The sequence below is a fragment of the Yersinia sp. FDAARGOS_228 genome, from assembly GCF_002073315.2.
GTDB classification, from domain to species: domain Bacteria; phylum Pseudomonadota; class Gammaproteobacteria; order Enterobacterales; family Enterobacteriaceae; genus Yersinia; species Yersinia intermedia.
On sequence record NZ_CP020409.2, the window covers coordinates 4,740,014 to 4,760,358 of the forward strand.

Here is a 20,345-nt window from a genome sequence, read left to right on the forward strand (position 1 = left end):
CAGCCGATACTTTCATCGGCTGTCTAACAATACCTCAGTTTACGGCGTAATGACATAACCAAAGATACGCCGCCACTCTACATCACCTTTTTCGATATAAACGCCCTGTAATTCTGGCGAGAAGCCCGGCAATAAATTAATTCCCTCTTCCAACGCCAGGAAATAACGCTGTACCGCCCCACCCCACATTTCACCCGGAACCACGCACAATACGCCCGGCGGATAAGGTAGTGCACCTTCAGCAGCAATGCGCCCTTCAGCCTCGGCAATAGGGACAAGCTCGATATTATCGCGGATAAACTGGATATTGGCATCTTGCGGGTTCATTAACACCGGTGGGAAGCTGGCTTTGCGGAACATATCCTTTTGCAGTTGTTTAACATCATAGCTGACATAGAGGTCATGCATTTCTTGGCATAGTTGGCGTAAAGTATAGCCGCGATAGCGCTCTTCATTCTTACGATATATCGTCGGTAATACATCACACAGTAAAGCATCTTGCTCCACGTAGCGCTCAAACTGAGCCAGCATATCAACCAGATGCGCCATTTTTGCTGGATTTTCTGCCGGAGTTAGCAAGAACAGAATCGAATTCAGATCGCATTTTTCCGGCACAATACCATTCTCACGCAGGAAGGTAGCCAATATTGCTGCCGGAACACCAAACTCAGTATATTGGCCGCTGTTGGCATCGATACCCGGTGTCGTCAGTAATAACTTACAAGGATCAACCAGATATTGGTCTTGGTTATACCCTTCAAATCCATGCCAACGTTCATTAGGCACAAAATTAAAGAAACGTGCGTCATTAGCAATGATATCCGTATCGTAATCTTGCCAATTTTTACCGCCGACAGTGGGAGGAATAAATGGCCGCAACATAGAGCAGCGCTCTAATAATAGTTTACGGGTATCGATGCCCAACTTGACACAATCCATCCACATACGGCGGCCACTGTCACCAGAATGAATTTTGGCATTAATATCCAGTGCGGCAAATAATGGGTAGAACGGGCTAGTTGAAGCATGCAACATAAATGCATTATTAAAACGTTTATGATTACAGTGCCGTTTTTGCCCTTTGATATGATTATCTTTTTTATGTACCTGCGAGGTTTGGGAGAAACCAGCCTGCTGCTTGTGCACTGACTGAGTCACGATAATCCCAGGATCATTTTCATTTAAATCCAGCAGTAGCGGTGAGAAATCCTTCATCATCGGAATAAACTGTTCGTAACCTACCCACGCAGAATCAAATAGAATGTAATCACACAAATGGCCAATACTATCAACCACCTGACGTGCGTTATACACCGTACCATCGTAGGTACCCAACTGAATGATTGCCAATCTGAATGGCCGCTCCTCTTCTGCCCGTTCGGGGGCAACTTCACGCAATTGCTGGCGTAAATAACGCTCGTCAAAACAATGAGCATCAATACCACCAATAAAACCGAACGGATTGCGGGCAGTTTCCAAATAGATTGGTGTCGCCCCAGCCTGAATCAGCGCACCATGATGGTTAGATTTATGGTTATTACGATCGAACAGAACCAAATCACCGCGAGTCAATAAGGCGTTAGTTACCACCTTATTAGCAGCCGACGTACCATTCAAAACAAAATAAGTTTTATCCGCATTGAAGACCTTAGCCGCATATTTTTGTGCATCCTTGGCAGCACCTTCATGGATCAATAAATCACCCAGTTTAACATCCGCATTGCACATATCTGAACGGAAAATGGTCTCGCCATAAAATTCAAAAAACTGGCGACCGGCAGGATGCTTACGGAAAAACTCGCCGCCCTGATGCCCTGGACAAGCAAAAGTTGAATTATTCATCTCGACATATTTTTTCAATGTTGAGAAAAATGGCGGTAATAGATTTTTTTGATACTCACTGGCAGCAGCTTCTACCTGAGCATTGTAAAAAGCTTTGTTTGCCTCGCCGAGCGTAATAATCCCCTTAATCAGGGGCAAATAATCAGCAGAAACCGTCTGTTGTGCCGTGACAGCAACAAAAGTAGGAATAGCAAAACCCAGATCATGCAATTTTGACAATATACCGGCATTCGCATCTTCAACCGACATCACGACAGCGGCAACATCAGTAAAATCGGTTTGATTGAGGTATACCATTCCCCGCTGGCTTTCTATATAAGAAGCCAAACGAGCGCTTGTTGCTATTTTTAATAGTGTCATGTCACTTACTCTCAAACGGTCAGGTATGAGGCTGCCATTTTGGCATGTATATGACATCGCATAAGGTGCAGATTTTATGTGATGCCGGCAAATTGATATCTATTACGCACACGATAATCAGCTCAAATAGAAGCTATAATAACGAGTTAACTGGTCTTCGCTTCGACCAATAGACATCAGTAAAATCAGAGATTTAACTCTATTTTTAATAATATCTAACAGTGAGCGACAGATAGCCTTACCGCATGAAAGTAACAAGGAACTTAACAGCAGAACAACAGGAGAAATAGCATGAGAAGCGCTCATTATGCATTGAATAGTCTACTACTGTCATAACCGCCTCCTGCTTACGTAATCCAAATGATATGGGTTAGAGAGATGAATAGTAACGCTAAATTTTCGCAATAATTGCATGTTTTGCTGGCCGGTTCAACCTTGCATGTCAATAAAAATGCACTTTTAGTGAATATCTAAGCTATTGTTATTTAACAGACTGAAAAATAAAAAAGCTATAAATCAAGCAGATGAAATATTCACATGCACTATAAAAATTAACTGCTCAACAGTTTTCTCACTATTTTTGCATGAAAAGAGAGCAACCGATCGCCTTTATAAGAGAAACTCATTGACTGCTTGCCGCCAATACGGTTTAATGCGCCCCGTTGCCCGGATAGCTCAGTCGGTAGAGCAGGGGATTGAAAATCCCCGTGTCCTTGGTTCGATTCCGAGTCCGGGCACCACTATTTAAAGAAACCAGCTTAGCGGCTGGTTTTTTGCTTTTTGGGTTCCGGTAGATTTCTGGTCGCTTTGACCACAGATACTACCTCTCAGCCTCTGACCTGCCCCCGTTGATTAGTACACCCCGATGTTAGTAATGTCTTCATAAGCCACATGAGGACATCCCCATGAACAAGCATTTTTCCGACCAACAGATCATCAGTATTCTCCGCAAGGCTGAAGCCGGGGTATCCGCCCGTGAACTCTGCCGCAAGCACGCCATTTCCGATGCCACGTTTTACATCTATAGACTACCTCCGTTTTGCAAGCACTGAATCAGGTTTTAGGTTGTTGCTTACATCTATCCGGCATCAGGAATACCTGTGCCCAAATGGGTAATCCGCACACAATCGCCTCAACAACTAGACGGCCTCGAAGGCCTGTATAAAAATCAGGTTCCGATTGTGCAGGTGCAACCTGTTACCATTTTTCAATACTCTGCAACTTTTAAGGTAAGTATCATATTACTGCTGGTCGATATTCTGTCTCGTTACGAAGAATTGACCAGATAATCCGGGCATTCTTGTTGGCAACTGCAACGGTCGTTTTGTTAAATCCGCGCCGCTCTTTTAGTTGATTAACCCATTGGTTTAAATAGCCATCGTTATTGTTTGTAGCCACTCAGACGACAGCACGGGCACCGTGAATAAACAGGGTCCGTAGATGCTTGTCGCCTTTTTTCGTCATATGAGCACCTGTCTATCTCCACTCTAGTGTTGACGCGGCACGACGCCAAGCCACGCAGCAAAATGGCGGCCATTCTTAAATTCTGACCCTTTACCAATCGCCGCAATAACGGCTGTGGCAGTTTTGGGGCCAATGCCTTTCACTTTAGCAATACGCTGGCAGGCTTCAGACTGTTTAAAAACGGTGTCGATCTCTTTATCAAAAAATCCTATACGCCGTTCGAGATCTAAAAAGCGATCATAGAGCTCCGCAATCGTTCTGCGCATACGTGCACTGAGCCCATTTTCAGCATCTTCGAGGATCAAAGGAATAGCTCGACGGGCCCTTGTGACAGCGATACCAATGGGGACCCCTCGATCAAGCAACAACCTTCGTATCTGACTGACTGTCGCAGTACGATGATTGACGATCCGTTGTCTTGCACGATGTAAAGCCTGAATATCTTACTGCTCCGGGCTTTTTGGCGGGACAAATTTCATCGTGGGCTGCATCAGCGCTATAGCGATCGCCAACGCATCATTGCCGTCATTTTTTGCCCGCGGACAAAAGGTTTAACATACTGGGGACTGATAACTTTTACTTTATGTCCCAGTTTTTCAAACTCACGCTGCCAGTAAAATGCTCCCGTTGAGGCTTCTATATCAATCAGGCAGGCCGGAATATTGGCTACTGTCTGAAACAGTATTTTTTGGTCAACGCGTTTCGTGTTAAGGGGTTTTCCAGCCTGGTTTAAACCACAGAGTTGAAAAACATTTTTAGCCAGATCGATACCCAGATAGACGATATTCATGTTTACTCTCCTACTGAACATATTTTGTTCAGTTAAGCGCAAAGGGAGGAGGTAGTCCATCCCATTACCTGGCGTAAGAAGTATGGTGGTATGGAGGTGCCTGAGGTTAAGCGCCTGAAGTCGCTTGAAGAAGAGAACACCAGACTCAAGAAGCTGCTTGCCGAAGCCATGCTGGATCAGGAGGTGCTTCAGGTGGCTCTTGAGCGAAAATACTGACGACAGACCAGAAGCGGGAAGCCGTGGTGTTGATGTGTGATGCGACCGGTCTGTCGCAACGTTGCGCCTGCAGACTTATAGGTTTATCCCTGTCGACCTGCAGCTATGACGCTCAGCGTCCGGCTACTGATGCGCATTTATCAGGGCGCATCACTGAGCTGGCACTGGAGCGCAGGCTTATCCAGCCCGGCAAGCCGACACTGAATGGATTTATTGAGAGTTTTAACGGACGCTTTCGCGATGAATGCCTGAATGAACATTGGTCCCGCGATGTCAGTCATGCCAGAAAAGCCATCTGTGAATGGCGTAAAGATTATAATGAGTGTCGCCCGCACTCCACGCTGAATTATCAGACGCCGTCTGAATTTACGGCGGGTTGGAGAAAGAGTAATTCTGAAAGTGAAGGATCCGACATTACTAACTGAGCGTTGTATCTAATCCTGGGGGTAGGTCAATAGATAGATAAATATATAGATAGATAGATATATAGATAGATAACTCAGCCAAATAAACTATATTGTTGAAAACATTCGGCGAGGCAATCTATTCATTTCACGAGTTTGTGCAGCTATACATTATTTGTTGATGTGACTAAGTTCAGCTACATTATAAATTCCAACTATATAGTTGTTAACAGAGCAGTATTTATAATATTAGGAGAATGTATGAGTGAGATAAAACATTGCTGTACAGAAGAGGGGCATTCTGAGAGTCGACGCAGTGTATTGAAGTCAGCTTTGGGCATTACTGCCGCTAGTGTTATTGGTGCCGTAGGTTTGAGCTTACCCACAATATCTTATGCCGCATCTTTAAGTCAGGAAGAAAGGGATAAACTAACACCAGATCAGATAATTAATGGATTAAAAGAAGGCAATAAGCGATTTATTTCCGGTAAGATGCAACAGCATGATTATCTCGCGCAAAAACAATCTAGTGCAGATGGTCAATATCCTGCAGCAGTCATATTAAGTTGTATAGATTCCAGAGCTCCTGCGGAGATAATTTTTGATACCGGGATTGGTGAAGCATTCAATGCAAGAATAGCGGGTAATGTTGCTAATGATGATTTACTGGGTAGTTTGGAGTTTGCCTGTGCGGCTGCTGGCGCTAAAGTGATTTTGGTTATGGGGCATACTGCTTGTGGCGCCGTAAGGGGGGCTATAGACGGTGTTGAAATGGGTAATCTAACAGGGCTCCTTGATAGAATTAAACCTGCTATTGAATTGACTCAATTTGATGGTGAAAAAAGCGGCAGAAACGAAAAGTATGTCGATGCTGTAGCTATCAGCAATGTTAAAAATACAATGAATGATATACGTAAAAATAGTGAAATAATCAAAAAGTTAGAGAAAGAAGGTAAGGTTAAAATAGTTGGAAGCATGTACCATTTAAATGGTGGTAAGGTTGAGTTTTTCGAATAATGTTAACTGTTTTTTTGTACCCCCTTGCTAAGTAAGCTTATCGTATCAATGCAGTAAATCAGAAAATGGTGTGCTGCCGATTTTTTAGGCAGCCACCAGATAGAGCTCCCAACAAGGTGATAAATATGTTTCTGTGGTATTCAGGTAGCATATTATTTTTTATATTATATCACCATAATTTGATTGAATTTTCTGGAATTACCCTTCTCTAAGCCAGATATTTGCCAATAGAAAGCACATTAATCATAGTACATAGAAACATAACGGTTTTTTGAAGGCTAAATATGCTTCTCTGGTGAACCGAACTCTGCCAATCAGAGCTCCCAAGCTAAACATCACCATTAAAATTTTTTGATTCAAAAATATGCAATAAAGGAACCTCTATCGTGGATCTGAAAACCTTATTTTTACATGCTGGAAGAACTCTGCTGTTTTCGCTCATCACTCTGGTAGCAGTGCCGGTTATGGCCGAACAAGCACAATATAATATTGTGGCAAATGTGACAGAAAAAATTGTTTTACCACCCAGAAATGGCCTGTCGGAAGCCGGTGGACAATACCTGATACGCTACCGTTCCATCAGTGGAGTCGATGGTAAAACTCCGCGAGAAGACACCGCGGCAGTATTTCTGCCCAAAGGCGTAACGCCACAAGGTGGCTGGCCTGTTGTCATATGGGCACATGGTACTGTCGGTATAGCCACACACTGCGCACCGTCACTTAACCCCAGAACTCCCCGCGATAGTCAGTACCTGAATACTTGGCTATCTCTTGGTTTTGCCGTCGTAGCACCAGATTATGCCGGTCTTGGATCGGAGGGGCTGCACCATTATATGAACTCCAGAGCCGAGGCTTGGAGTGTACTTGACAGTGCTCGCGCTGCACTGAGCGCTTTTCCACTACAAAATAGGCTGGTACTTGTGGGACAATCACAGGGAGCGCATGCAGCATTTGCCAGCGCAGGCTATCAGAAAACATATGCGCCAAAACTGAATATCTTGGCGACTGTTGTGACCGGGACACCTTATTTTAATGCGACAACGTCCGTCCAACAAGTTTTTGGTACATCCAAGACCACCGGCCCAGACCCTAAAATTCCGTATGCGTTTTACATATATCTGTCTGCCGAGGATACGAACCCCCACCTGAAGGCGGAAAATTATTTTCAGCCCATGGCCCTGCCTTTCCTTCAACAGGCACGAGAAATGTGTATTGCGCCCCTCACTGAACAAGTGAACAGATATTCGCTGAATGCGGCCAACACCCTCAAACCAGCCATGCAAACATTACTCGAAACGCAAATTGAAACAATGTTATATCCGACGTTACATATTGAACACCCTGTGTTCATTGGCATCGGTGGAGACGATATTAATGTTCCTACTGCGATGCAACAACGTTTTGCCTCTGCAGTCAAAGCTTCTGGCACTGTCACTGTGGTTCGGGAATACCCGGGGCTTGATCATAGCGGCACGGTAAATCCGTCGTTGCGAGATTCTGTACCCTTTGTACTGGAGCAGATGCGCGGCACTGATAACATCAATCATTAGAAATATCATTTAGGGATTTCAAAAAAGTACTGTTGGAAAATATACTTATCCGACAAAATCGCACGGAATATCTATTTCTAACTGAACTAATTTAAAAGGGAAAATAACACTTGTGACGTGTTGTAGCACTGGGGTGACCAAAGAATGCCTATTGTGCTTGGTCCAGGCACGTATTTTCCGATCAGGCGACTCCAGCCGTCATCATGCTAAAATAAAAGCTTTGCGGGGCGAGGAATATACATGGAGTAGTGTATAAAACGAGAAAATGCAGGGGAAAAGTACTTCGGCTGCTATGCAGCCGAGTTCACGCCAAAGGCGCGCCACGTTCAAATAGTGACCTGCATTTGAAATCGGCCGACCTGCATTTCCTCCGTATCCGCCATTACCTGCTTGACCTATCACCTCCTCCGTTCAAGGCGATTGGGTTTTCCCACAGAGCGCCAAATTTATTAAGAAACATCTGAATACACCCTATTTAAATAGGGCAATAATCCTAAAATTATAGAATGCATAGAAGAACAAGTTCTATCTATAGATACAATACCTCGTTAGATTGCCCCATAAACAAGGGAGTGAGCAAATAGATTATGAAAGTCTGGACCTCGGTGAACAGTTAGTATTTTCTAACTGTAGCCGGAGGTCTGGATATGATGAATGTTAAAGCGAAGCGAGATATAGCGTTCAAAACAAAAGTCTTAAACTATGCAAATAATTTACTTGCGCACAACATACCATTTTGGACCTCAGATAATATCGTGGTACTTGTTACGATTTCATAATATCAAGGTATCTCGCTCTGGATGTTATTACGTTCTTCTTCGAAATAGACTAAATCAACTTCCACAAAATCAACGATAACGCTCTAAACCGTTGTTCAAGCGCTATGAGAAACAGGTTCCTGGGCATCATGTACAGGTTGATGTTAACTTCTTGTTTTTTAATAGTTCTAATGGTCAACGGATTAAGCGTTTTCAATATACCGCAATTGATGATGCGACTCGGATACGTGCCTTAAAAATTTATGAGCGCCATAATCACGTCAATGCGATTGATTTTATTGATTACGTTGTGAATAAGTTTCCTTTCCGAATAAAAACCATCAGGATAGACAATGGTCATGAATTCCAGGCGAAATTTAACTGGTATGTGCATGAGTTAGGCATGGAGCATGTTTATATCAAACCAGCGACACCGAGATTAAATGGAAAAGTAGAATGTTCTCATCTGACCGATAAACAGGAATTTTATCAGCTTATCGATTATACGGATGATGTTGACCTCCATGAAAAATTGGCAGAGTGGGAGGCATTTTATAACTGTCATCGCCCCCATTCAGCATATGGTGGAAAAACACCTTATGAAGTGTTAAAAACTAAACTGGGCATTTAAGATCAAATGTCAACCGAGGTCCTGAGTGACATACACACATCACTAAGCTCTTTCAGTTGCTGCTCCAATTGGTGTAATCCTTCTTCGATAATAGGGTCTGGAGCCTGAGTAAATGGGTAGTTCTCCAACTGCTCACAAAGTTCAAGTAATGCCGTGGCACCTAAAATTTGAGCCGAACCATTAATACGGTGCAGATGACTTTGCAAGGCAACTCGATCCCCTGTACGCGCGGCTTCTTTAGCGAATGCCAGATCTTTGTCATTTTCCAGTTGGGATGTCGTTAACATCTGCTGCATTAATTTGTCATCCCCCATCGTCAATGTCTTCAGTAAATCAAGATCAACAAGCTCCGCTAACCGGGAAGCTGGTTGGCGACTCTCGATCAAGCGTAATGACGATCTCAGCTGTTGCAAATTAACTGGTTTAAACAGACATAAATTCATCCCAACGGCGAGACAGCGCTCTTTCTCCTCGGGCTGTGCACTGGCGGTAAGCCCCCAGATAACAATATCATTATCGAAACCCCGGATATAGAGAGTGAGGGTAATGCCATCCATATTCGGCATATTAATATCGGTAATAAGCAAGTCATACGTATTGCGTTTCACTAACTCCAACGCCTGAATACCATCGATAGCTTCATCAATGTGATATCCCAACTTATCCAATTGACGCCGTAATAACAGCCGATTATTGGGGTGGTCGTCAGCAATCAGGATATTGAGATTTTTAGGCGGGCTGTCTAACTGCTCAGGAGTGTGCGCAGCCATAACAGCCTCGCGAGAGACTTCTGGTGTTAGCGTCACGGTTAACGTTGTTCCCTGACCCGGTTGGCTAAACATTTCAATTTCACCCTGCATGCGCAAGGTTAACTCGCGACAAATCATCAGTCCGAGACCGGCCCCAGTTTGTTGTTTGCCGTGAGAAGTCTGACTAAATGGCTTAAACAGCTGTTGTTGATCTTCCTGACTGATACCCGGCCCCGAATCAGTGACACGCAATATTAACTGGACCTGAGTAGCGCTCTTAGCCTGGGTTTCGACATACACTTCAATACTACCTTGTTGAGTGAACTTAATGGCATTGCTCAAGAAATTACTTAACACCTGCCTGAATGCCTGTGGATCAAGCCACAAATACTCCCCCTCGACTAGCCGATTAACAAAAGTCAGCTGGAGCTGTTTCTGTTTTGCCAGCCCTTCAAATGTTCTCAATGTGTTCGTTATCAATGAGCCCATATCAACCCATTCAGGAGAAGGCTCGAAATTACCCGATTCAATCTTCTCCATATCCAGAATGTCCCCGATTAAACCCAGTAAGTACCGTGCTGTGCTATACGCCAATTGGATGGATTCTTTCTCTTCATCGGGGCTCTGATTATTGGTTGAGAGCAACTCAAGGAAGCCCATTATAGTGCTGATCGGGGTGCGAATTTCATGGCTCATGCTGGCCAGAAACGTGCTTTTAGCCCGGTTGGCTTGAATGGCTTTGTCTTTTTCTATCTGAAGCTCTTTCATTAATTGCTTCGATTCGGTGATGTCTTGCCAGCCACAAATGATGGTCGGAGACACATCGGTCGGCATTTTGCACAGGGTAAGCCAGTGCAAAATATGCCGGTCTTCCTGGCCATTATTCAATATGAGGTGATGCGCGACAACATCGCCCGGCGCCAGACCTTTTTCAATGTCATGGTGAAGGGTTGAAAAAATATCAGCCAGTGGATGACGATTATCAAACAATGATGGTCGGATATTTTCGCCCCGAACCGGAGAAAAGAACGTCGTAAAGGCATGATTATAATCTTGTAACTCCCCGTCCAATGATATGACATAAACCGGCATCGGCATCGCATTAGAGAGTGTTTGACGAAAACTTAACTGAGTTTCCAATTCTGATTGCGACTTTTTTCTCATGCGAATTTCACGTGAAAGATAAAGTCCCCACAACAAACTACTGAAAACCAACAGTGCAGCCAGAGCAATCACCAGATAAAACTGCGTGTTATACAAATTCCAAGTATCAATTTGGACATTGGGCATTTTTGCCCATTTAGCGGCAAGACGTAATATTTCTTTTTGCGGAATATCGTCCAGAGCTTTATTGAGTATTTGCTGCAGTTCTTTATCCCCTCGGGGGATCGCAAAACTGATCAGCGCGGGAGCTTCATCAGCAACACGGAAATATTTCAGCTGGCCGGGGTAATAATGGTCAATCATATATCGGGCAGAAAGCAGGTTATAGATAGAAGCGTCAACGCGCCCATCGTCCACCATATTCAGGGCCACACTGGTATTATCGACTTTAATCCATTCAATATTGGGATATTTTCTTTTTAGCCGCTCAGACAACGTATGGTATGCCGGTATGGCAACTTTCATGCCCGCCGATAACTTGGTAATGGCATTAGGAGTATCCTTTACCACCGCGACAAATGGCGTTGTAATAAAAGGATGAGTAAAAGAGAGAAAATCTTCACGCTCTACACTATAGGTGGTAGTCGGCAATATATCCCAATTCCCTTTGAGCATGATTTTCGCCATTTCGGAATTGGAGCTAACGATCACGGGTTCGAACTCCAGGCCCGTTTTCAAATGGATAAGATTAAGAATATCGCCAATAAGCCCTCTAATGTCTGAGTTGGCATCCACCATGGTGAACGGTGCATAGTAAGGATTAATTAATACTCGCAACTTAGGATTTTTTTCTAGCCAGCGTTTTTCCTGAGGTGTCAGTGATAATGGTTTTGACAGAAATGAGGGACTGACACCATCAACCCAGAATTCTGTTTCTTGATGATGAATTTGAGTGCTTGCCATGCTAAGAAAAGTATTAAGGATATTAATTAGCGGGGTTTCACTATCCAGCGTTATAAAACGGTTACTGATTTGCGGGCTTTTCCAGAATTTAACCACACTCAGCGCATAAGGGAAATCTCGCGTCATCACTATATTTCCGGTGAGATTATTCCCCATAAAATAGTCATTCTGCCCATCGACAACCGATGCCAGGGCAGAGTATTCACTGTCAAATGAAACAATATGAGCATGAGGAAACGACTGTTTAATAAATGCTTCGGAAGGAAACGTCCCTGCGATAGCAATTCTGACGGGATTATCCGTATGCAGCGGTTGCATCGCTTCATCATTCCGGGTCACTAGCATTGGATAAGAACTGAACATCGGCCCGGAAGCCAGAAAAGGGCTGTCAATCGTCATCTGATCAGTTTGCTGGGTGAGGATTAGGTCCACTTGGTGCGATTTCACTGCTGCAAGGGCTTGCTCTAGATCAGGATAACGCTTTACCTCGATATTGGTATTAAGGGTCTTCTGCAAGAGTCCTAAATAATCGGCATTCATTCCCCGATAACGCCCCGTCAGACTATTAAATGCCAGCGGAGGAAGTTCGGGAGGGTAAACAGCAACGGTTAACTTACTTTTTTTCGCCAACCAAAGCAGGTCATCATTACTCAGCCTTATAGTCGGAGAGATCGTATCATTTTGGCCCGCCAGTTCCAACGCGACAGGCTCCACTACTTCGGCATGAGCATATGACATCACCATAGTTAGTAATAATAAAATGCTTATAAATCGCTGTCGCATGATATTAACCAACACCATTGCGACTGGCAAAAGAAAATAAGTCCATTAATGTCTTGCACTCCAATTTTTCCATTAAGCGGCTTTTGTAGGTGCTAACCGTTTTACTGCTAATATTCATTTCGGCGGCAATACTCGCAGTGTCCGCACTATTGAGAATATAGCGCATAACTTTTATTTCCTGCACTGAGAGTGATTCCAGCTTTTCCTGTTCAGAAGACAGACTCCCGACGAACCCATTTAAAGAAAATGGGAAATAACTATAACCATTCTGGGCAGCTTTAATCGCGGAAATAATATTTGTGATCCCTCCTTTTTTACTGACAAATGCATTTGCACCCGCATCAACACTACGTTTACCATAAAAAATATCATTTTTAGCTGAAACAACAATAATAATGCCGGTATAACGTTGTTTTCTGAGCGTATCAACGACCTCTATTCCGCTCAGTATAGGAATGTCTACATCCAGGATAACAATCTCGGGTTGGGTACTTTCAATCAATTTCAGTGCTTCGGCACCATCAGCCGCTTCAGATGAAACGGTTATACCCTCATTTTCCAGTAGATTTAAGATGGCAAGACGAGCCAATGGATGGTCATCAACGATGATAGCACTCATTTGGGGATCCTCATTCTATATTGCATTTTCTACTCCAGAGAATGATCTCAGACGCAAAATGTTTCCATTTAAATTTGTTATGGACAGTGTGGCTCATAAAGATTGATAAGCAATACCCCGTTTTAGCCTTGGATACACTTTTTTGCAACAAATAATTTACAATCGCACAAAGATTTGTTTGTAAGTAAATATATCTAATTCGTTGTCGAAAAAACTTCTGGATGATTATCGTTCGATACACCGAGATTCTCACTCGACAACGATAAATATTCTCAGTGCCAACATGCTTGCCGACCCGTGAAATGCCTCTACGACAAAGGCATGAGCATGAGCATGAGCATGAGCATGAGCATGATCCCTTTAAGAAATTGGTTGAATCTATGAATAGATAAGTAAAGGGCTGTTTGATTCTTAGTGATACTATGATGAATATAAAGAACACGCGCTGAAAAGATACGGCTCTATTAATTGCCTTTTCAATATTGACGTTCTTCTATCATCAAACTCTTCTTCCCTTATGTAAAACTATCTTACCTAATTATTTTCAATAACCACCTTATTAGGAGGTCTATTTATAAAAATATATTTTTATGGGCGAAGGATTACAGCGTCTGTAGGCAGATCTAACTTCTCCCGTAGGGGGATACTTAATTTACTTTTATCTAAATAAGTATTTTTCACTAATATACATATAAAAACCACCTTATTTAAACAAATTTCACACCATAAACAATATTATATTCTAATTTTAACACATAAATAAAGATTATATTCTAATTAAATGATTTAACTTAGTCTCTTGATCTAAATCAAACATCTTTAACGAACTTAAATATCGCATATAATCATCTAAGCACAGACACACAGGCATATCAATAATGCCCTATATCCCTCTGATAATAGGGACACGCAATTTATATCAACAGTATAAAATTATCATATTTCATTCCATTGGAATGGATACCGATTAAACTTTCACTTAAACCGGAGAGGATATGAGTGACGTTATTATTTTCAGTCAGAGTTCACTATTTATTTTTTCACTGCAAATTATAATTCGTAACAATTTAGACATGGGGGGGAATAAAGATAAGATAACAACTCACTTGTTTTCTTCTTTCGATAGATTTATGAACCAGCTAGATACAAACAAAGGAAATATTGTGATATTCGATATAGATGGTATCGCAAAAGAAAATCAAAGTATTATTTTTAATAAAATTAACAACCTAGAAAACAACGTCCCACTTATCGTTTTTTGTCAATACGAGATGGACTCACTTTATTATCAAACCTTAAATGAAGTGACGCGTTTCGTGGTTAGTAAAACCACGCCTATAGCAGAGATAGCATCAATATTTAATAAACTTTTTCTTTGGATTAAGAAGCACAATGATGATAACACACCATTGAATTTAAATTTTCAATCACATCCGATGCTATCAAAACGAGAACGGCAGGTCTTAGAACTTGCCTCTATTGGCATGGACTATCAAAGTATTTCAGAACATCTTAATATAACCCGAAAGACGGTGAGTCATTACATGTCTAATATACGGGATAAATATGGCTACAAGCGAAATTCAAATGTATACTTCAGATACTGACTATATAATTCACTCGTAAAAAACCTCACTACACAGTTGACTATATTAAAATAAACGGTTTTGAATTAAAAATTAACATCATGGATAAAATATTAATTTCCAATGTCAGGTGTTAATTATTTTATATATCGATATTCAAACCGTTTATTTTAATTTATCTTTATTAATCTATCAGTTAGTCACAACAAAGAAAGATAAAAATCGACAGTCGGTGCAAATTAGCCCACTTACCGTCGATTTTATTTAGGCCTCATCTATATGTTGAGAGACCTGGATTTTTTCTGAAAACGAAAATTAACTATATATTAGATGATGGATCGTAAACACCCACATAAATATCTGCCAAGGGTTTCAAAAATACTGATTCGTGATTTGTATTATAACCTTGGACATCACTATACCCTGCCTTTTGATAACCCAAATTCGGATATATACCAAACCATCTATCTTTTGCCATTAATGGAAGTCAGTGCGAATCAAGTAGCCAGGCTTCTCTTCTATTGCCTCAAAGCGAATGACTTTATCTTTTGCTATATTAAACTTTTGTAAGAGCTCTTGAATATTGGCATCCCGATCAGGACGCGTTTTAAGGTTAATATAAATAACTTTTTCAACTAAAGATAAATCCAGCTCTATGTTACTCATAAATTTTATATTACCCCTATAATAGAAATTAAATATAATATTATTACTTACAAATAAAAACAGACCTACTCATAATTAGGAAAGCTGTCTAACACATTAGTCTCAATCTATTCTTTTATGTTCAATATTACTCAATCAACATGTCTCAAAGATAAGATTGCCAGCTCAATAGATTAAATAATTAAGCTGGGAAACATCCCCCAAAATTCAGTTTCAGCTTGGTCATAGAAACTTCGCATGATGCGAATACTCACTGTAAATGAAAATATCTTAATAAGATTATTGAAATTTTATCAATGTTAAACTCACCATAAGATATTTATTAGCCTAATGATTTCTCACTTCACAGTAATTAGAACACAACAAAATTCCGGCAAAAAAAACGAGGCGCCTCATTATACGTCGATCAAAACGATCTTAACTCTGCTTGACTGGTTTCAAAATCATATGCACCTTCGATCGATAGATCGATAGGGTGTGGATTCCATGCTATCAGCCCCCTAATTTCAAATTGCGCAATGCCATTTCTTGCATTGTGCAATTTATTCACCACCAGAGATTCTGCAATAATTCGCGGTTCAAAGCGGATTATTGCTTCACGAATAATCCGCTCAATCGTCATCCAGTTGTAGGGGGTTGAATAGCGCCCAACCAATGGTGCAATACCGTAATTTAAGACTGATTTTGCTACCCACTTATGGCGCTGCTCATCAAGTTGATCATCAATATTGGCATTATTTAGTATCTCTGCAATATTTCTCTGTACCAGTTTTCGCATAGTGCGTGAGTCATAAAAAAATTTATCTTGAGGCTCAAGCAATTTTTTAGGGTCATCATCAAGCAAGCGCTCTAGCAGGGTAGGCAAAAATTGCCTTTTCTTTTCCATTACTTCATCTGTCCGTTAAGCCTAAACTCTTCAATGTCGAATAGTGCGTATTCATTTTGGTCGGTGATGAACATTTTTCGCCCAGAACCAATATAAAGAGTATCTGCCAGTTGTTCCCATTCAGTTTTAAGACCGAGTCTGATGTTATTATCGGCATCAACGGCTAATGGATAACGTGCCGGTACGTAGCCGAACCAAACTTTATCATTTACGGTAAGTTGTGCTGGTGCCCAAACCAGGTCGAGGATATTTTTAGGTTTGGAAACCGTCATTAATTGCACTTCGGAAAAAGGAACCCAACGGTAGCCACCTGCACTAATAAACTCACAAACTGGTCCGATTCGCCCATCACTATCACTAATCCAGGAAAACGGCTCAGTAGAACTACTTTCACCTATACTTTCAGGTACTTGTGATAATGCTAGTTGACGTAGTTCCTCACTTTGCGAATAATCCCCCTTATGCAAGCAATGATTAGCTTGCTGCATCAATATGACCCACTCAGGAAGAGCGTCACTCAACGAACCGGGAGCGCGTTTCCCAGCCAATACTTCTTCACGCAACTTTTCACTTAACACCAAGTTCTTATAGAGTTCCGCCTGCTTAGTCATGTCAGGAACTAACTTAATGAGTGTTTCAAGTTGCAAGAGCGCTTTTTGCCATAATCCATTAAGACAATAAAGCTTGAATAATAGTTCTCGAGTATCAGTATCTGTTGGATTAATTTTCAACTTGCTAATAACATCATTTTGTATTTCCGCTAACGAACTACTTTTCAATAGGTTACTTAAATTGGTTGTATTCATAATTTGGTTACATCCATAATTAAATTTATAAATGGCTATCAAGCCCTAACTTGTAGAGCTCCTGAAATACCAGGGCCGGCACACTACTTTTTTCTTTTGTTATAATATGTTCCGGTGCCAGCAATTTTAACAAATCTACTTTTTCTTCACCTTGAGATGTTTCAAGATAATCAATGACATTTAATTCCTTGGTGATTTTTTCAATAAGTCCACCTGAATCTAAAATACATTCCGTCAGCGTTTTATCCTTTACACATTCTCTAATATTTTCCAAGAAACCGTCGTTGGCCGACAATTTTGTTGTTTGCAGTTGCTCTTTTTCAGAAAACTTCCGCCCCTGCTCACCCCACATAAGAAACCGCTTATATTCCAGCGCCAAGTTTTTCAAGACATCTTGATCCTGTAGCCCTTGAGCTAGCGTCTCATTACCGTCATCAAGATAAGAGATATAATGACCGCCATGAGATAAAATATCTTCAATTTCAGGCAGATCAGTCGCCTCTAGTACCGATTCTTGCTCCAGTATTAACTGATTGTCGGTAAAACTCTGGCTCGCAATTTGTCCGCAGGCCTTCTTCGCAGTAATCGCAAAATGGCCAAACTTAATCTCTGCACCTAGTGACAATGGGTGGTGTTCACCTGGAGCCAACTCTTTACCATTGACCATGCAGATAAAATCGTTGCTGTGATTAATAATCATTGATGCAAACGAATGCCGATAAAACCTTATTTCATTTTGGCCATCTCCCGCAGAATGGGGAGTAAACTCCCCTTTTTCCATACTAAAACAGATAGCATTTTTCTCTGTAATAGCATCATTCAGCTGGAACTGTTGTGGCATATGCGGCCAGGTTAATACGAGTAACATGACGGTTAACCACCTATAAATACATTGGGCGAACCACTGACAACGGCTGCGCCGTCCCCAGCTAAATCGCTCACTCGGGCTGCCGGTAGCTTATTAATAAATACAGTTGCAGAGCCTGTCACCATCGAGGTCATTCCAACCAACGAGGACGATGCTGCGCTTCCACCCGCAACAGCACCGGGAAGCGCATTAATTAATACGTTGGGTGAACCGCTGCATATAGCACCGCAACTGGTGGCATCACCCATTCTTGCTGCACATAACATATTCTCTCTCGCTTAGCAGAATTACCGTTTAACAACTATTCCGTTCTCAGCATATCGGTGCGTCGTGACTGATCATTTTCACACCGAATATGCTGAGCCCCTTTTATCTCAGAATCACGGCGGCGGAGTTTGTTCATCCGTCGGCGTAGGCGTAGGTGTCTCGGTCGGCACTGGCGTCTCGGTCGGCACTGGCGTCTCAGTCGGCTCTGGCGTCTCAGTCGGCTCCGGCGTCTCAGTCGGCTCTGGCGTCTCAGTCGGCTCTGGCGTCTCGGTCGGCTCCGGCGTCTCGGTCGGCTCTGGCGTCTCGGTCGGCTCTGGCGTCTCGGTCGGCTCTGGCGTCTCGGTCGGCTCTGGCGTCTCAGTCGGCTCCGGCGTCTCGGTCGGCTCTGGCGTTTCGGTCGGCTCTGGCGTTTCGGTCGGCTCCGGCGTCTCGGTCGGCTCTGGCGTCTCGGTCGGCTCTGGCGTCTCGGTCGGCTCTGGCGTCTCAGTCGGCTCTGGCGTTTCGGTCGGCTCTGGCGTCTCGGTCGGCTCTGGCGTCTCGGTCGGCTCTGGCGTCTCAGTCGGCTCTGGCGTCTCGGTCGGCTCTGGCGTCTCGGTCGGCTCTGGCGTCTCAGTCGGCTCTGGCGTCTCAGTCGGCTCCGGCGTCTCGGTCGGCTCTGGCGTCTCAGTCGGCTCTGGCGTCTCAGTCGGCTCTGGCGTTTCGGTCGGCTCTGGCGTCTCAGTCGGCTCTGGCGTTTCGGTCGGCTCTGGCGTCTCGGTCGGCTCTGGCGTCTCAGTCGGCTCTGGCGTCTCGGTCGGCTCCGGCGTCTCAGTCGGCTCTGGCGTCTCGGTCGGCTCTGGCGTCTCGGTCGGCTCTGGCGTCTCGGTCGGCTCTGGCGTCTCGGTCGGCTCTGGCGTCTCGGTCGGCTCTGGCGTCTCAGTCGGCTCTGGCGTCTCAGTCGGCTCTGGCGTCTCAGTCGGCTCTGGCGTCTCAGTCGGCTCTGGCGTCTCAGTCGGCTCTGGCGTCTCGGTCGGCTCTGGCGTCTCAGTCGGCTCTGGCGTCTCGGTCGGCTCTGGCGTCTCGGTCGGCTCTGGCGTCTCGGTCGGCTCTGGCGTCTCGGTCGGCTCTGGCGTCTCAGTCGGCTCTGGCGTCTCAGTCGGCTCTGGCGTTTCGGTCGGCTCTGGCGTCTCAGTCGGCTCTGGCGTTTCGGTCGGCTCTGGCGTCTCGGTCGGCTCCGGCGTCGCGGTCGGCTCCGGCGTCTCAGTCGGCTCTGGCGTCTCGGTCGGCTCTGGCGTTTCGGTCGGCTCTGGCGTCTCAGTCGGCTCTGGCGTCTCGGTCGGCTCTGGCGTCTCGGTCGGCTCTGGCGTCTCAGTCGGCTCTGGCGTCTCGGTCGGCTCTGGCGTCTCAGTCGGCTCCGGCGTCTCGGTCGGCTCTGGCGTCTCGGTCGGCTCTGGCGTCTCAGTCGGCTCTGGCGTCTCGGTCGGCTCCGGCGTTTCGGTCGGCTCTGGCGTCTCGGTCGGCTCTGGCGTCTCGGTCGGCTCTGGCGTCTCGGTCGGCTCTGGCGTCTCGTCGGCTCTGGCGTCTCAGTCGGCTCTGGCGTCTCAGTCGGCTCTGGCGTCTCAGTCGGCTCTGGCGTCTCAGTCGGCTCTGGCGTCTCGGTCGGCTCTGGCGTCTCGGTCGGCTCTGGCGTCTCAGTCGGCTCTGGCGTCTCGGTCGGCTCTGGCGTCTCGGTCGGCTCTGGCGTCTCAGTCGGCTCTGGCGTCTCGGTCGGCTCTGGCGTCTCGGTCGGCTCTGGCGTCTCAGTCGGCTCTGGCGTCTCGTCGGCTCTGGCGTCTCGGTCGGCTCTGGCGTCTCGGTCGGCTCTGGCGTCTCAGTCGGCTCTGGCGTCTCGGTCGGCTCTGGCGTCTCGGTCGGCTCTGGCGTCTCGGTCGGCTCTGGCGTCTCGTCGGCTCTGGCGTCCGGTCGGCTCTGGCGTCTCGTCGGCTCTGGCGTCGCGGTCGGCTCTGGCGTCTCGGTCGGCTCTGGTGTCGCGGTCGG

Annotated in this window: 11 protein-coding genes, 1 tRNA gene and 4 pseudogenes; 7 read left to right on the forward strand and 9 right to left on the reverse strand. The window is 44.5% G+C overall.

Features of this window, described 5'->3' with window-relative positions; translation table 11 throughout:
* Positions 1-39: 39 nt before the first annotated feature.
* Positions 40-2,202, reverse strand: a complete 2,163-nt coding sequence (gene speF, locus A6J67_RS22220) for an ornithine decarboxylase SpeF (RefSeq protein WP_005192575.1) — start codon at positions 2,200-2,202, stop codon at positions 40-42.
* 664 nt (positions 2,203-2,866) lie between these two features.
* Here speF and A6J67_RS22225 point away from each other — a divergent pair.
* Positions 2,867-2,942: transfer RNA gene (locus A6J67_RS22225), tRNA-Phe, on the forward strand.
* 165 nt (positions 2,943-3,107) lie between these two features.
* Positions 3,108-3,230 (forward strand): annotated as a pseudogene (locus tag A6J67_RS22230) (transposase); the annotation flags it as partial.
* A 208-nt stretch (positions 3,231-3,438) separates the two neighbouring features.
* Here A6J67_RS22230 and A6J67_RS22235 read toward each other — a convergent pair.
* Positions 3,439-4,456, reverse strand: a pseudogene (locus A6J67_RS22235) (IS110 family transposase).
* 66 nt (positions 4,457-4,522) lie between these two features.
* Here A6J67_RS22235 and A6J67_RS22240 point away from each other — a divergent pair.
* The 4 genes and pseudogenes from A6J67_RS22240 to A6J67_RS22255 all read left to right on the forward strand — a co-directional run.
* Positions 4,523-5,097: pseudogene (locus tag A6J67_RS22240) on the forward strand (integrase core domain-containing protein); the annotation flags it as partial.
* Between the two features lie 240 nt (positions 5,098-5,337).
* Entirely contained in the window at positions 5,338-6,093 is a 756-nt protein-coding gene (locus A6J67_RS22245) for a carbonic anhydrase (protein ID WP_042569173.1), read from the forward strand.
* Between the two features lie 464 nt (positions 6,094-6,557).
* The gene (locus A6J67_RS22250; protein ID WP_080608514.1) at positions 6,558-7,643 is read left to right on the forward strand and encodes an alpha/beta fold hydrolase; all 1,086 of its coding nucleotides are present in this window, start codon (positions 6,558-6,560) and stop codon (positions 7,641-7,643) included.
* 759 nt (positions 7,644-8,402) lie between these two features.
* Positions 8,403-9,032 (forward strand): annotated as a pseudogene (locus A6J67_RS22255) (integrase core domain-containing protein); the annotation flags it as partial.
* 2 nt (positions 9,033-9,034) lie between these two features.
* Here the strand turns inward: A6J67_RS22255 and A6J67_RS22260 are convergent.
* Together A6J67_RS22260 and evgA are read right to left on the reverse strand one after the other, a co-directional pair.
* Positions 9,035-12,631, reverse strand: coding sequence for a response regulator (locus A6J67_RS22260; RefSeq protein ID WP_050288590.1), 3,597 nt, complete (start codon positions 12,629-12,631; stop codon positions 9,035-9,037).
* Positions 12,632-12,635: 4 nt separating this feature from the next.
* The gene (evgA, locus tag A6J67_RS22265) at positions 12,636-13,250 is read right to left on the reverse strand and encodes an acid-sensing system DNA-binding response regulator EvgA (protein ID WP_042569171.1); all 615 of its coding nucleotides are present in this window, start codon (positions 13,248-13,250) and stop codon (positions 12,636-12,638) included.
* 995 nt (positions 13,251-14,245) lie between these two features.
* Between evgA and A6J67_RS22270 the strand changes: the two genes are divergently transcribed.
* Positions 14,246-14,857 carry a helix-turn-helix transcriptional regulator gene (locus A6J67_RS22270; protein ID WP_050288587.1) on the forward strand — a complete coding sequence of 204 codons (612 nt, stop codon included), beginning with the start codon at positions 14,246-14,248 and terminating at the stop codon, positions 14,855-14,857.
* Between the two features lie 456 nt (positions 14,858-15,313).
* On the opposite strand, the gene A6J67_RS23745 is transcribed toward A6J67_RS22270, so the two are convergent.
* The 5 genes from A6J67_RS23745 to A6J67_RS22295 form a co-directional block, all read right to left on the reverse strand.
* A complete protein-coding gene (locus tag A6J67_RS23745; RefSeq protein WP_226967867.1) occupies positions 15,314-15,502 on the reverse strand; it encodes a hypothetical protein in 189 nt (62 codons plus the stop codon).
* A 406-nt stretch (positions 15,503-15,908) separates the two neighbouring features.
* On the reverse strand, positions 15,909-16,388 hold the full coding sequence (locus A6J67_RS22280; RefSeq protein WP_050090046.1) for a type VI secretion system baseplate subunit TssE: 480 nt from the start codon (positions 16,386-16,388) through the stop codon (positions 15,909-15,911).
* Positions 16,388-17,194: a type VI secretion system accessory protein TagJ gene (locus A6J67_RS22285; protein WP_042569167.1), complete on the reverse strand. Its 807-nt coding sequence runs from the start codon at positions 17,192-17,194 to the stop codon at positions 16,388-16,390. Before A6J67_RS22285 ends, A6J67_RS22280 begins: the two co-directional genes overlap by 1 nt.
* Positions 17,195-17,219: 25 nt before the next feature.
* Positions 17,220-18,062 carry a TagK domain-containing protein gene (locus A6J67_RS22290; protein ID WP_042569166.1) on the reverse strand — a complete coding sequence of 281 codons (843 nt, stop codon included), beginning with the start codon at positions 18,060-18,062 and terminating at the stop codon, positions 17,220-17,222.
* Between the two features lie 5 nt (positions 18,063-18,067).
* Positions 18,068-18,328, reverse strand: coding sequence for a PAAR domain-containing protein (locus A6J67_RS22295; protein WP_042569165.1), 261 nt, complete (start codon positions 18,326-18,328; stop codon positions 18,068-18,070).
* Positions 18,329-20,345 lie beyond the last annotated feature (2,017 nt).

Excerpts from the sequence above, each read along its gene's own strand:
- speF (WP_005192575.1), bottom strand. The coding sequence starts at position 2,202 with ATGACACTATTAAAAATAGCAACAAGCGCTCGTTTGGCTTCTTATATA.
- A6J67_RS22245 (WP_042569173.1), top strand. The coding sequence starts at position 5,338 with ATGAGTGAGATAAAACATTGCTGTACAGAAGAGGGGCATTCTGAGAGT.
- A6J67_RS22250 (WP_080608514.1), top strand. The coding sequence starts at position 6,558 with ATGGCCGAACAAGCACAATATAATATTGTGGCAAATGTGACAGAAAAA.
- A6J67_RS22260 (WP_050288590.1), bottom strand. The coding sequence starts at position 12,631 with ATGCGACAGCGATTTATAAGCATTTTATTATTACTAACTATGGTGATG.
- evgA (WP_042569171.1), bottom strand. The coding sequence starts at position 13,250 with ATGAGTGCTATCATCGTTGATGACCATCCATTGGCTCGTCTTGCCATC.
- A6J67_RS22270 (WP_050288587.1), top strand. The coding sequence starts at position 14,246 with ATGAGTGACGTTATTATTTTCAGTCAGAGTTCACTATTTATTTTTTCA.
- A6J67_RS23745 (WP_226967867.1), bottom strand. The coding sequence starts at position 15,502 with ATGAGTAACATAGAGCTGGATTTATCTTTAGTTGAAAAAGTTATTTAT.
- A6J67_RS22280 (WP_050090046.1), bottom strand. The coding sequence starts at position 16,388 with ATGGAAAAGAAAAGGCAATTTTTGCCTACCCTGCTAGAGCGCTTGCTT.
- A6J67_RS22285 (WP_042569167.1), bottom strand. The coding sequence starts at position 17,194 with ATGAATACAACCAATTTAAGTAACCTATTGAAAAGTAGTTCGTTAGCG.
- A6J67_RS22290 (WP_042569166.1), bottom strand. The coding sequence starts at position 18,062 with ATGTTACTCGTATTAACCTGGCCGCATATGCCACAACAGTTCCAGCTG.
- A6J67_RS22295 (WP_042569165.1), bottom strand. The coding sequence starts at position 18,328 with ATGTTATGTGCAGCAAGAATGGGTGATGCCACCAGTTGCGGTGCTATA.